At 49.4% G+C, this 12,453-nt stretch carries 11 protein-coding genes, 1 pseudogene and 1 riboswitch; of the genes and pseudogenes, 3 read left to right on the plus strand and 9 right to left on the minus strand.

Going from position 1 to position 12,453, the window contains the following annotated elements; translation table 11 throughout:
* Positions 1 to 10 precede the first annotated feature (10 nt).
* A complete protein-coding gene (hldE, locus tag DA718_RS04010) occupies positions 11 to 1,444 on the plus strand; it encodes a bifunctional D-glycero-beta-D-manno-heptose-7-phosphate kinase/D-glycero-beta-D-manno-heptose 1-phosphate adenylyltransferase HldE (RefSeq protein WP_112213695.1) in 1,434 nt (477 codons plus the stop codon).
* A gap of 85 nt (positions 1,445 to 1,529) precedes the next feature.
* Here hldE and DA718_RS04015 read toward each other — a convergent pair whose 3' ends face one another.
* Together DA718_RS04015 and DA718_RS04020 are read right to left on the minus strand one after the other, a co-directional pair.
* Positions 1,530 to 3,230, minus strand: coding sequence for a flotillin family protein (locus DA718_RS04015; protein ID WP_112213696.1), 1,701 nt, complete (start codon positions 3,228 to 3,230; stop codon positions 1,530 to 1,532).
* Between the two features lie 30 nt (positions 3,231 to 3,260).
* On the minus strand, positions 3,261 to 3,890 hold the full coding sequence (locus DA718_RS04020; RefSeq protein ID WP_112213697.1) for an OB-fold-containig protein: 630 nt from the start codon (positions 3,888 to 3,890) through the stop codon (positions 3,261 to 3,263).
* 352 nt (positions 3,891 to 4,242) lie between these two features.
* On the opposite strand from DA718_RS04020, the gene glgS reads away from it, so the two are divergent.
* On the plus strand, positions 4,243 to 4,452 hold the full coding sequence (glgS, locus tag DA718_RS04030; protein ID WP_112213698.1) for a cell surface composition regulator GlgS: 210 nt from the start codon (positions 4,243 to 4,245) through the stop codon (positions 4,450 to 4,452).
* A 34-nt stretch (positions 4,453 to 4,486) separates the two neighbouring features.
* On the opposite strand, the gene ubiK is transcribed toward glgS, so the two are convergent.
* On the minus strand, positions 4,487 to 4,768 hold the full coding sequence (ubiK, locus tag DA718_RS04035) for a ubiquinone biosynthesis accessory factor UbiK (protein ID WP_112213699.1): 282 nt from the start codon (positions 4,766 to 4,768) through the stop codon (positions 4,487 to 4,489).
* A 120-nt stretch (positions 4,769 to 4,888) separates the two neighbouring features.
* A riboswitch (FMN riboswitch) is annotated at positions 4,889 to 5,040 on the plus strand.
* Between the two features lie 105 nt (positions 5,041 to 5,145).
* On the opposite strand from ubiK, the gene ribB reads away from it, so the two are divergent.
* Positions 5,146 to 5,799 carry a 3,4-dihydroxy-2-butanone-4-phosphate synthase gene (gene ribB, locus DA718_RS04040; RefSeq protein WP_112213700.1) on the plus strand — a complete coding sequence of 218 codons (654 nt, stop codon included), beginning with the start codon at positions 5,146 to 5,148 and terminating at the stop codon, positions 5,797 to 5,799.
* A gap of 108 nt (positions 5,800 to 5,907) precedes the next feature.
* Here the strand turns inward: ribB and DA718_RS31010 are convergent, their stop codons facing one another.
* The 6 genes and pseudogenes from DA718_RS31010 to DA718_RS04070 all read right to left on the minus strand — a co-directional run bounded on the left by DA718_RS31010 (position 5,908) and on the right by DA718_RS04070 (position 12,219).
* Positions 5,908 to 6,534: a fimbria/pilus periplasmic chaperone gene (locus tag DA718_RS31010; protein WP_112213701.1), complete on the minus strand. Its 627-nt coding sequence runs from the start codon at positions 6,532 to 6,534 to the stop codon at positions 5,908 to 5,910.
* Positions 6,504 to 7,013 (minus strand): annotated as a pseudogene (locus tag DA718_RS31135) (fimbria/pilus outer membrane usher protein); the annotation flags it as partial. The gene DA718_RS31010 and the pseudogene DA718_RS31135, both read right to left, overlap by 31 nt.
* 211 nt (positions 7,014 to 7,224) lie before the next feature.
* Complete coding sequence (locus tag DA718_RS04055; protein WP_112213702.1) at positions 7,225 to 8,277, minus strand: pilus assembly protein; 1,053 nt, start codon at positions 8,275 to 8,277, stop codon at positions 7,225 to 7,227.
* A 2-nt stretch (positions 8,278 to 8,279) separates the two neighbouring features.
* Positions 8,280 to 9,014 carry a fimbrial biogenesis chaperone gene (locus DA718_RS04060; RefSeq protein ID WP_167492722.1) on the minus strand — a complete coding sequence of 245 codons (735 nt, stop codon included), beginning with the start codon at positions 9,012 to 9,014 and terminating at the stop codon, positions 8,280 to 8,282.
* A gap of 15 nt (positions 9,015 to 9,029) precedes the next feature.
* A complete protein-coding gene (locus tag DA718_RS04065) occupies positions 9,030 to 11,558 on the minus strand; it encodes a fimbria/pilus outer membrane usher protein (RefSeq protein ID WP_112213703.1) in 2,529 nt (842 codons plus the stop codon).
* An 85-nt stretch (positions 11,559 to 11,643) separates the two neighbouring features.
* Positions 11,644 to 12,219 carry a fimbrial-like protein gene (locus DA718_RS04070; RefSeq protein WP_112213704.1) on the minus strand — a complete coding sequence of 192 codons (576 nt, stop codon included), beginning with the start codon at positions 12,217 to 12,219 and terminating at the stop codon, positions 11,644 to 11,646.
* Positions 12,220 to 12,453 lie beyond the last annotated feature (234 nt).

Consider the following 12,453-nt stretch of genomic DNA (forward strand, 5'->3'; position numbering starts at 1 on the left):
GGAGAAAGTAATGAAAGTAACGCTGCCAGAGTTTGAACGTGCAGAAGTGTTGGTGGTTGGCGATGTGATGCTGGACCGCTACTGGTATGGCCCTACTAGCCGAATTTCGCCGGAAGCGCCGGTGCCGGTGGTGAAAGTAGAAAATATCGAAGAACGTCCTGGTGGTGCGGCAAACGTAGCGATGAACATTGCGTCGCTCGGTGCGACTTCTCGCCTGGTTGGCCTGACCGGGATTGACGATGCTGCCCGTGCGTTAAGCAAGGCGCTGGCCGATGTTAATGTGAAGTGCGACTTTGTTTCCCTGCCGACGCATCCAACAATCACCAAGCTACGCGTGCTTTCGCGCAACCAGCAGCTGATTCGTCTTGATTTCGAAGAAGGTTTCTCTGGTGTCGATCCGCAGCCGATGCACGAGCGTATTCAGCAGGCGCTGAGCTCTATTGGTGCGCTGGTGCTGTCTGACTACGCCAAAGGCGCGCTGACCAGCGTGCAGACCATGATTAAGCTCGCTCGTGACGCGGGCGTTCCGGTGTTGATCGACCCGAAAGGCACTGATTTTGAACGCTATCGTGGTGCTACGCTGCTGACGCCGAACCTATCCGAGTTTGAAGCGGTAGCGGGGAAATGTCAGAACGAAGCGGAAATCGTTGAGCGTGGGATGAAAATCATCACTGATTTTGAGCTGTCTGCGCTGCTGGTCACTCGCTCCGAGCAGGGTATGACGCTGCTGCAACCGGGCCGACCGGCTCTGCATATGCCGACTCAGGCGCAGGAGGTTTATGACGTTACCGGCGCGGGCGATACGGTGATTGGCGTGCTGGCCGCGACGCTGGCTTCCGGTAATTCGCTGGAAGAAGCCTGCTACTTCGCCAACGCGGCGGCAGGCGTGGTGGTGGGCAAACTCGGTACCTCTACCGTTTCGCCTATCGAGCTGGAAAATGCGGTTCGCGGGCGTTCAGAAACGGGCTTTGGCGTGATGAACGAAGAAGAGCTGAAGCTGGCAGTGGTCGCGGCGCGTAAACGCGGCGAGAAAGTCGTGATGACCAACGGCGTGTTCGACATTCTGCACGCGGGCCACGTCTCCTATCTGGCGAATGCGCGCAAGCTGGGTGACCGCCTGATTGTTGCCGTTAACAGCGACGCATCGACCAAACGTCTGAAAGGCGAGTCTCGCCCGGTGAACCCGCTGGATCAGCGAATGATCGTGCTGGGCGCGCTGGAAGCTGTCGACTGGGTGGTCTCTTTTGAAGAAGATACGCCACAGCGGCTGATTGCAGGCATTCTGCCGGACCTGTTGGTGAAAGGCGGCGACTACAAGCCGGAGCAGATTGCCGGTAGTGAAGAAGTGTGGGCAAACGGCGGCGAGGTGCTGGTGCTCAACTTTGAAGATGGTTGTTCGACAACCAATATCATTAAGAAGATCCAGAAAGATAGCGAAAAATAAGCGTTTTTCTGATGATAGACAAAACCCGGCGCGATTAAATTGCCGGGTTTTTTATTGAATGCCCCCCTTGTCAGGAGGGCGTTTTTTATTCGGCGGTGGTTGTTTTTACGTGAATGTCTTCACTCGCCGTGGTGGTGCCAGGAATTGACGTTGTTAGCGGCGCAGCCAGAGAAGCCAGAGATCCACCGGAGAGGCCAATTTCATTTAACAGTGAATCAATCAGCGGTGCCTGGGTACGATAGGAAAGGGCTGCGGACAACGCCTGCTCCGCCAGATTGCTGCCGCCTGCGCTGACGGTGGTATTTTCCGTGCCGCCAGCGCCGCCGCCCCGGTTAAGGCCGTCAACCTGAATAATCTTGATGCCTTCAATGGACTTCATCGGCTCAACGGATTTCTCGATAACCGCCGGTAGTGATTGCAGCAGTGCCAGTTTGAATTTCAGACTGGTCTGCTGATCGGAAAGCACGTTGATAGCATCGTTGAGTGCGCGCTGGGCTTCCGCTTCCGCGAGGCCCTTTTTCTTTGTGGCTTCTGCCAGTTCCACGATTGCCGCAGCTTGAAGCTCAGCGGCTTCTTTTTCTGCTTTTGCCCGAACCGTCAGCTCGACCGCCTGGGTTTCCGCATCCTGAGAAGCGGCGATTAACGCAACCTGTTTCGCACGATCGGCTTCCGCCGTTTGGCGCGTGGTTTCAACGTTTTGCTGTGCGCGGACGGATTCGGCCAGCGCGTCGTTTGCACGAGCTTCTGCCTGAGACTGCTGCTCGGATTTTGCGGCGATAGCGATAGATTTTGTCTGATTCGCAATTTCTGTCGCCTGCTGTTGCTCGATCTCTTTGATGCGAATTTCCCGCTCCGCTTCGACCTTTTTAGTCCGCACAATCTGCTCGCGTTCGATTTCACTTTCCTGAATCTGTCGTTCAGCCTGGATACGTGTTTGTTCCGCTTCGCGATGGCGTTCCGCTTCAAAAGCGGCGATTTTCGCGTTTTGCTCGGCGGTGCGGGTTTTCACCTGCTGCTCCTGCTCAAGCGTCATAAAGGCTTCTTGCTGCGCGATTTCGAGCTTGCGCGACAGAGCATCGCGGTTTTTTTCCCGCACGGCGACTTCAACGTCCTGTTCGACTTCATTACGTTCGCGACGACGGCGCTCCGTCTCCTGGGTGAGCTTAGTCAAACCTTCGGCGTCAAAGGCGTTGTTGGGGTTGAAGTGTTCTTTCGAAGTCTGGTTGAAGTTTGTCAACGAGACGCTTTCCAGCTCCAGGCCGTTTTTGGATAAATCTTCAGCAACGGTATTTTGTACGCCCTGCACGAAATTCTCGCGCGTATCCTGCAGCTCATGCATGGTCATCTGCGCCGCGGTGGCGCGCAGGGCATCCACGAACTTATCTTCGACCAGCATGCGCAGATCTTCCGGCGATAATGTGCGTTGGCCGAGGGTTTGCGCTGCGGTAGCAATACCTTCGACAGACGGTTTGACCCTGACGAAAAAGGCCACAACGACGTCAACGCGCATACGATCTTTGGTGATCAGGCTGTCGGCCGTGGAGCGGCTAACTTCAAGCTTCAGGGTATTCATGTTGATCGGGATGATTTCGTGGAAAATGGGCATGGAGATAGCCCCACCGCTCATGACCACCTTTTGTCCGCCAAGACCTGTACGGACAAAAGCCTGTTCCGCTGAAGCCCGGCGATAGAGTCTGGCGAAAATAATGCCAATAACCAATAGAACAATGACGGCGACGCCCGCCGTAAACATCCATGAGGGGAATAAGCCAGTAATGCCATCCATTATGTAACCTCCTTATTTATGAGAAACAAACTATAAAACGTGTGGCCAGGGGTTAAGCTCAGCTAAATAACGTGTTGAGGTAAGTCTGAGGATAATTAGAACCCGATCCCCTCTTTTAAACTCTTTACCCTCTTCCGGCTCAATTAATAAATAATGTGTTTGACCAAATTTATCCGTGAACTTTCCTTCGCACGGACGGCCTGACTCGGCAAAATGGCCGGTAATAAGAGCCATACTGCCAATAAAATCGTCTTCGGTAATCGCCGTGGTTTCATCCAGCGGCAGCCATGGTGCAATGGCTTTTCCCGTGTAGTGTACCGCGATGCCAGAGATCACCAGACAGACCGGTGCTAACAGGAAATTGTTCAATGGCGATGACATAAGGCTTACCCAGGCATGCTGAATGATGATACCGAGAAACCCAAAATAGCCTCCCAGCAGACAGAGTACGATAAGTGCAGGGATTCGCCCGATATTCAGATAATGAAGAACCTGACCGATGTTACCGGAAGTTAAAGAGTCAAAATGATTTAAATGTGCGTCAATAATGCCGGAAAGCAGATGCCCGAAAATAAGCGCAATAACTTCCAGAAGACCAATAAGGAGTACGAATGATAGTGCAAAAAGATAAGGGCTGTTGTATTCGGAAAATAGATGCATGAATCTCCTTATTCGTGAAAGATCTTATAAAGATTTTACCCGGATACTGGTGGTTAGTTTAACAATAATACGAGCAATAGAATAGGTAATATCGCTATTCCTTTTGTTTTTTAATGCGCTCAGATGGAGCTTAAACCGTGCAGTATCCAGGGGGGCCTGCAGACAAAGAGGAGATAGGTTCAGCGTTGTGAGATCACACTTTAAAACCTAATGATGAGAATTATGATTCAGCGCAATAAATAGCCACTTTGAGCGCATTTTTCGCCCAAAAAAAGTTAAGGTAAGGGTAAATACTGAAGTGAGTAAAAAGCATATGACCAATCAGAATACCAACGGCTGAAGGAGTATGCGGATGAATAATAAAGACATGTATTTGATGAAGAATTTTGATTTTCTGGCTCAGAGTTTCGCCAGAATGTACGCACAAGGTCAGCCCGTCGATCTTCAGGCCATTGTCGGTAACATGGATGAAGCGCATCGCGAATGGTTTTGTCAACGATATGAGTTTTACCGCCAGCAGGTGAGTAAGACCATGATCCCAGAGGCGGAGCTGGAACACTGAGACTACAACGGGCCCGAAAGGCCCGTTGCTTGTTTTACAGCTTCTCTTCTGCGTCCGGAGTCACCGACACGCTCGCCGAGCGGCTTTCTAGTTCGCTCAGGCGTTGTTCCAGCAAAGCCAGTTTTTCACGTGTACGCAGTAGCACCTGCGTCTGCACATCAAACTCTTCGCGGCTTACCAGATCCAGACGAGTTAATTGCGACTGGAGCACCTGACGAATTTTTTTCTCCACATCTTCTCCAAGGTCACGAAGGCCTTTTGGCATTGACTCATGGACCTGACGGGCGATCTGTTCAATTTTTTTCGGGTCAATCATGGTGGTTTCCTGATCTGGTCGGTTTGCCGCTCATTGTAGTGCGATCGTCGGTACCGATAAACCATAAATGTTTGAAGCTTATGCATTGCCGACGATAGTCAATAGCGTTATAGTTGCTGTGCTTATTCTCAGGGCGGGGCGAAATTCCCCACCGGCGGTAAATCAACCATAGCGTTGAAAGCCCGCGAGCGCTTTCTGCGAAAGCAGAAAGGTCAGCAGATCCGGTGTGATTCCGGGGCCGACGGTTAGAGTCCGGATGGGAGAGAGTAACGGCTCAGTCGGGTTTCGATCCGCTTGCGTTGACTTTTGCCGCTAAACCGGCGCTCCTAAGACTGCCCTGATTCTGGTAACCATAATTTTAATGAGGTTTTTTTACCATGAATCAGACGCTCCTTTCTTCTTTTGGTACCGCTTTTGAACGTGTGGAACACGCTTTAAATGCACTGCGCGAAGGCCGTGGTGTGATGGTGCTTGACGATGAAGACCGTGAAAACGAAGGCGATATGATTTTCGCCGCTGAAACCATGACCGTTGAGCAGATGGCGCTGACCATTCGTCACGGCAGTGGTATTGTCTGCCTGTGCCTGACTGAAGATCGTCGCAAACAGCTCGACCTGCCAATGATGGTTGAAAACAACACCAGCGCTTACGGCACCGGTTTTACCGTGACCATTGAAGCTGCTGAAGGTGTCACCACCGGCGTTTCTGCCGCTGACCGTGTGACTACCGTGCGTGCGGCGATTGCCGATGGCGCAAAACCTTCAGACCTGAACCGTCCTGGCCACGTCTTCCCGCTGCGTGCGCAGCCGGGCGGCGTCCTGACCCGTGGTGGTCATACTGAAGCAACTATCGATCTGGTGACTCTGGCGGGTTTCAAACCGGCAGGCGTACTGTGCGAACTGACTAATGACGATGGCTCCATGGCCCGTGCGCCGCAGTGCATCGAGTTTGCTCAGCAACATAATATGGCCGTAGTGACTATCGAAGATTTATCAGCTTATCGTCGTGAGCACGAACGTAAAGCTGGCTGATCGCTGACGTCAACGCCAAAAAAAAGCCGGGTTATCCCGGCTTTGTCGTTTCTAGTTGTAGTTAATTTTAAACAACACGACGGATTCGAAATGCCCGGTTTTAACATTTTAACCGGAGAATTTAGATAGCTCGGCTTGATAATCCTGTTTAACGGTGAGTAACGAGCCGGTGAAGTCAGCGTATTCGGCATACTGGTTAAAGGTGTAGAGGCTGTTTTCTGTCGGGTTGCGAATCTTCAGCTGTAGTCCATTACCTGGCAGCAGCGCGGTATCATCATTGGCCAACGCGCTTTGATAATCATGCGGCGGCATGGATTTGATTTTTACATACAGCCGCATACGGGCAATGAACGTCCGTGAGTAGTGGGTATCTTCAGCATTTTTAGAACAGAGGCGATCCTCCCAGTTGGAGGCAATAATTTGTGCTGGCGTAAATTTCTGATAGTAGATGTTATCAACACAAGTGTTGGTATCAATGCCAACAGCGCCCTGGGTTGAATAATAATCCACTCCTGAGTAGGTCACGCCTGGCGGGTAATAAGGATCATCAGCAGATGAATAAGGGTTAACCCATACGTAGACATTCTCGCTGGTTTTACCATTGACATCGCTTTTATCACCTGGTTTTTTCTTCAGCGCGGCCGGACGCCAGATCATTTTGATTCGGGATTGCATGGCGATCTGCACGATTGCGTGATTATTCGCTACATCAGGAGTTGGAGGAATTTCGCGCACGTTGTAGTAAAACAGAGATTCACGATCTTTCGGTAGCGTACTGCCGCTGCCCTATTTGACGATGCGAACCTGAGTGATGGCTCCTGGTTCGAGGCGCTGCATTGTGGGGAGTACGGCAAAAAACGTATCGCTCTTGTTCCCTTTTTCATCCTCAATACACGAGTAGGCGAGGTAGGGAAGGTCTTTGCTGGCGTTCTCGCCGCTTTGCTGCTGTCATTAAAAATGACCCGTGTGCGGTCGGGGGCAATTGCTGCCTGAGTGGTGAGAGGGTTCACGGCGATGGCGATCGGCTGATAGCTGGAGAGCATCGGTACGACGGCATAACCAAATATGTTCGTTTTGTTTGCATCCTCTTGCAGCGGAATGTCGGCAATACCATCGGTGCTGACCATCAGACGCGGCTCCTTACTGACGCTATGGTGATGGAATGCGGCACCGTGACGAGTTGCAGTGAAAGAGCCATCCCAACTGGCAGAGGTGTAATCGCTGGCGACGTAGCTACCAGAAAGCTGGAGATCGCCAACGGGGGCTGGTGCTGATAGTCGGTGCGGAACTGCGCGCCGTTATTCAGCCTTTCGCTGGCGGCTCCAGCGGATACGCCCCAGGTATTACGAGGGGCGGATTTACATATTGTTTTGTAATACACATGCGCCTGTAAATTGTACAGGCGTGTTTAAGTCTACATAGACATTACTGATAGTTTATTTTGATAATAACGTCTTTACTAAATGGACCTTCCACCAGTTTCTTAGTGGGATGAGGGGTTAGCTCAGCCGTATAGTTATGTGTGACAGTTGATGGGGCACTTGGGATGTAGGTTGTAAAAGTCATATACTGGTTAAATAAAACCGCTGTGTTGAGCGTGTTGTCGAAAACGTTCAAGAGCAAACCGTTCCCTAGATCCAGATGCGTATCGTTATAAGGTGCATCGCTGGTATAGAAGCTGGTCGTAATATCAAACTGCTCCGTACACCCTGCAGTTTGATCCCTGACGGTAGAGATGCTAAAAGTCTTTTGAGTATCCGTATGGTTAGCAAGGTTGATGTTAGTGATGGTTTTAAAATCAACAACCTGACTTTCAGGTAAGATTTTAATTGATGCGCTGCAACTTAAATAGTGAATGTTATCTAGTCCATCAATGTAAAAACGCAAGTTTTTAGCATTTTTAGCCAGGTTTGCACCTCCTTCGCCATCAAACTGTAGAACGTTAATTTTGCCAAAATTATAAACCGTTGTACTGTCTGGTGGGATTGCTTTGACCTTAACGTATAAACGAAAACGAGCATTAAAGGTTATGTTTTTTTGTAGCGTTGAACCGTTACACACTGGGTCGTGGTATATACCATCGTAATACTGCTCGAATTTATCCAGGCAAGCTCCGGTATCGATTCCCTGGTCGTTCCCTTCATAATCGGCACCATTGTAGGTAACGCCAAAAGTAAAGTAGGGGTTATTCAGGACCTCGGTGCTGTTAAATGCCGAGAGTTTTATCCATGCATAGAGATCTTCCGTTTGATTTGATTTACTCCAGCCCGTTGCATTATCGCAGTAGACGGTCATAGTAATATCCGGGCTTTCCCATACCTTCTGGTTAAGTGTGATATCGCTTGGGATGGTAAATGAGGGGAGCTCGATCTTAGCTTCAGTCAGGCCCCCTTTGCTATTCTGATAGCAGTCAACTGCCCAGGAGGGTAACGAAAACAGGCAGGTTAATAATGCTAAAAAGCTAAATAATCTTTTCATCATTATCCCTTTTTCACTGGTTCAGACTGACATATGGTCTGCACCGAGTTGCAGCTAATTTTAAACATATGCAGGCCGCCGTAATCGCCAATAAAGCCAATCTGGAAATTTGCTGGCAGGTTTTTAATTTCTTGTGACGCCTGGCCAAAGGGGTCGGCCATCATGCTTGACGTTTTTGGCAACAGCGTTTTGCCATTGGTGCCAATATAGCCAACGGTCACAAAATAGGGGGATTTATTCTTTAGCACTAATCCGCTGCCGGTGCGGCTAACATCGAATTTTCCGATCAGGCTCGACTGCCCATTTTTAACTTCTACGGCCTTTGGCCGCCAGAAAATTTTAATACGGCTCTGCATAGCGATTTGCATGACGTTTTTCTGTTCTGAGCGCGGCGGGATTTCACGAATATTGTAGTAAAACAGCGATTCTCTATCGGCGGGAAGCTGTGCCAGCGTTGGCTGAGGCATTAGACGGACCTGGACCTGTTCACCAGCTTCCAGACGCACCATCGGTGGAACGGCGGTTATATAGTTGCGGGATTTTTTATTATCCTTGTCCTCAATCCATGATTGGGCAAGGAAGGGGGCAGTTGTGCTTTGGTTGGTCAAGCGCACGGAAACGCTTTTATCCGACTGGTTAAAAATGATGCGGGTTCTGTCGGGCGACACCGCGGCATTGACCGCAAAGCTGGTGCCCAGCAGGCATAATAATCCTTTCGCAAGCGTGTTAATTTTCATTATCTTCATCCTGAATTAATGTGCGGGTTTACACGGTAAAATAACGGCCTGACCATCGGTATTGCTGTGGTTAGGCGGTGTAATATCACAAACTTTGTCGTTCCATTTTAGCGTCAGCATGCTATTTTCCTGGACGCCGCTCAGATACACAAAGCCGTCATCGGCGACTAAACCCATATCGCGACCGGTTGCTTTATCCGTGACGGTCACGCCCAGCGGTGGGAATTGTCCATTTTCCAGCCGGATGACGCCGATAATCTGATAGCCTTTGGTGGCGCTAAGCGGCATATAACCAATGGCCCCTTCGGTCAGCGTGGTGCGGATAACCGAGTTGGTCACATCCACGCCATCAGGCAGGTTATTGTTGTTCACCATCACCGTGGCAGTTGTGTAGTTACCCACTGAAGGAACCACGGAAATGCCAAACATATTGGTCATGCTACGGTTATTATTTACTTCCACGCCGGATATGCCATCCGCATCAACCATCACGCGAGAGCTGTTGCCCGCGTTATAGTCATGAAGCGCCGCGCCGTGACGAGTCGCAGTAAATGAGCCGTTCCAGCCCGCGCTGAACGAGCGGTAATAGCTGGGTTGCACGGTGCCGTTCACGTTCAGGCGGCCATAAGGTGAATAGTGCTGGTAGTAGCCACGCATGGCCGCTTCGCCATCACCAAACTCTTTATCAGTGCCGGAAACGGACAGATTCCACGGGTTGTTGCGGTCAGAACCATCGTACCAGGTCGCCGTTTGCGTCGCTGAGTCATCGCCATAGCGCTGCAGGCTGTACATAATATTACGGTTATTTTCCAGCGGCAGGCTAATCGAGAAGTAGTATTGATTCTCTTCTTCGTCATCCCAACTCACGCGGCTCATCGCCAGAGAGGCGGAAATATTTTTAAAGTCTCCAATATCAAAATTACGGCTGATGGAGAATGAATAGTTGGTGTTTGTTTCACTGTTCCAGTAGGTATTACGTGTGACGCTTAAATACGTATTGACTGCCAGTGGTGCGACGTACTGGTTAAAGGAGAGGACATAGCTCTCTTTTTCATTGCTGCTGGAGTCGTCACCGTTGCGTGAATTGATATATTCATTCATCGTGACGTACTCTTTATCCGAGAAACGGTATCCAGCGAAGGTTATCTGGCTACCGGTTTCCTCAAAGCGCTTGGCGTAGTTAGCACGATAGCTGAAGCCACGCTGCTTGCCCTCATTATCATCACGTAAATTGGCTTCTGCACGGGTGACGTCGAAGGAGAGCGAGCCAAAGCTGTTGAGGTTAAAGCCGACCCCACCGGTTGCCGCCTGATAATCATCGGCGGTGACGATAGCGCCGCCGTACAGGGACACATCGTTCAACCAGCCCCATGAGGCTTCACCAGTCCAGAAAAGCGGGTTATTCACATCGTTATGGGTCGTTGATGTCGGTTTACCTACTGAGCTTTTATACCGAACCTGTCCCTTGCGTGTTAGAAACGGGATTGATGCTGAACTCACTTGAAACGTACTCTTACGCCCATCTTCCTCTTCGATAGTAACGTCCAACTGCCCCTGCAGGGTGGTGCCCAGATCGCTGATAGTGAATGGTCCTGGGGAGACGGTTGTCTGATAGAGCATACGACCATTCTGCATCACGGTTACTTTGGCGTTAGTCTGAGCGATGCCGGTTATCTGCGGAGCATAGCCGCGCAAATCTGGCGGCAGCATTTGTTCATCACTTTCCAGCGAAGCTCCGGTAAAATGAAACGTATCGTAGAGATCTGAACTTAGATCGTATTGGCCCATGGTAAATTTCGATGCCAGAGACGGAATCGGCCGAAACAGATAAGTGCGCGGCAGGCTGCTGTTGGTGCCAGTGGATTTACGCTCAACAAATGACTGATCGTATTGGTAATCGCTGCGCAAGCGCCAGGCACCAAGGTTGAACCCCAAGGTACCATATGAGTTGAAGCTCTGGTTGCTGTCGCCCTGGTTCGGAGTGTACTGGCTGGAGTAAAGGTTATAGTCCAGCATAAGACCAGCAATACCATCGTCCCAATATTCCGGCGGAGTCCAGTTTTTAGCCTGATATTTCATCCATGCCTGGGGTACGGTTAACGTCAGCTCCATATTCGCTTTATCCAGACGAATAATCAGCTCTGGTTTATGGCTGAAATCAAGGCAACCTTGCTGATCTAATGTTTGCAGAGGTTCAATAAACGAATTGGCAAAGCCAAATTCTGTCAGACGATCTTTAGTCAAACAGAGCTGAGAACCGCTTTCGTTTTCGGCTTTAATCCACTCCAGGCTATAGACATTGGGTAGCCTATTTTTGTTGATTTTTACGTGGACCAAATAGGTGCCAACTGGAATGTATCCTTTTTTTTCAAACTGTGAGAGGTCTATATTCTGCCGGTCCTCGGCATCGATCATATCGGTATTGAATTCAATAGCATAAAGCGGTGCGGATAGGGATGCGATAACACATGCTGAATAGAGGGTGTGCTTTATTAAAAGGGATCGTTTTTTTGGCGTTAGACCGGAGTGAATAATAGTACGCATAAAATCCGTTTCTTTTAATAAAATAGACCTGGAAAGCCGGTGAGTCCCCACCGGCTTGAATCGATAAAACTAATCGATTATGTGATTATTTGTAAGCCAGGACGTAGTTTGCCTGAGCGTAAACATCGCCCTCGGTAGCATTTTTACCCAAAGATTCCATGCGAGCGTGGAAGTCCAGGTTCTGAGTTGGGTTGTTGACGTCGGTAAATGTTACCGGCAGTGCTACGCCCAGGTCGAAGGTGTTATAGCCAGCGTCCAGAATACGTACGCCAACGCCAGTCGCGCCACCGTAGTTGTTTTCTTTAGTGTTAGCCATCAGGCTGGTGTCAGTAGTATCTACGTTAGCAGAAGTGAAGGTCACATTGACTTTATCAATAGTGGTTTTTACACCCTCAGTATCAGTGCTGGTCAGAACGCAGTCCTGCAGTTTAATAGTGAAGTCTGCAGACTGAGAATACTGGCCACCGTTCAGCACGGTATCAGCAACCTGACCCAGATCTACGTCAATCTGAGAGCTTTCCGGTGCAACAGAGCAAGGTGCAGTAATTACAGTACCAGAGAAAGTGACAATACCGTGGCCCTGATCGTCAGCGCTTGCATTAAAAACAGTAGCAGAAAAAAGAGCAGTAGTGACAACAGCAAGCAGCGTTTTTTTAAACATGGAATATAATCCTTTATAAAGAACTCATTTAGAACGGATATAAATAACTTTCTGGAGTTAAATATTAAAGTTTCATGAAAGCAATATTAACTCACGACGCAGAAATTATCACGTAACCATCTGTTACACTTGTTACTTATAGTTAATTAAATTGTAAGGCGTGCTTAAAAAATTCTCTAAAATGTATGTATTTTAAGATTTTCCTTGTTTTTATAATGATTTTTTGTGTAAGTT

The sequence above is a fragment of the Klebsiella huaxiensis genome (assembly GCF_003261575.2).
Lineage (GTDB): Bacteria > Pseudomonadota > Gammaproteobacteria > Enterobacterales > Enterobacteriaceae > Klebsiella > Klebsiella huaxiensis.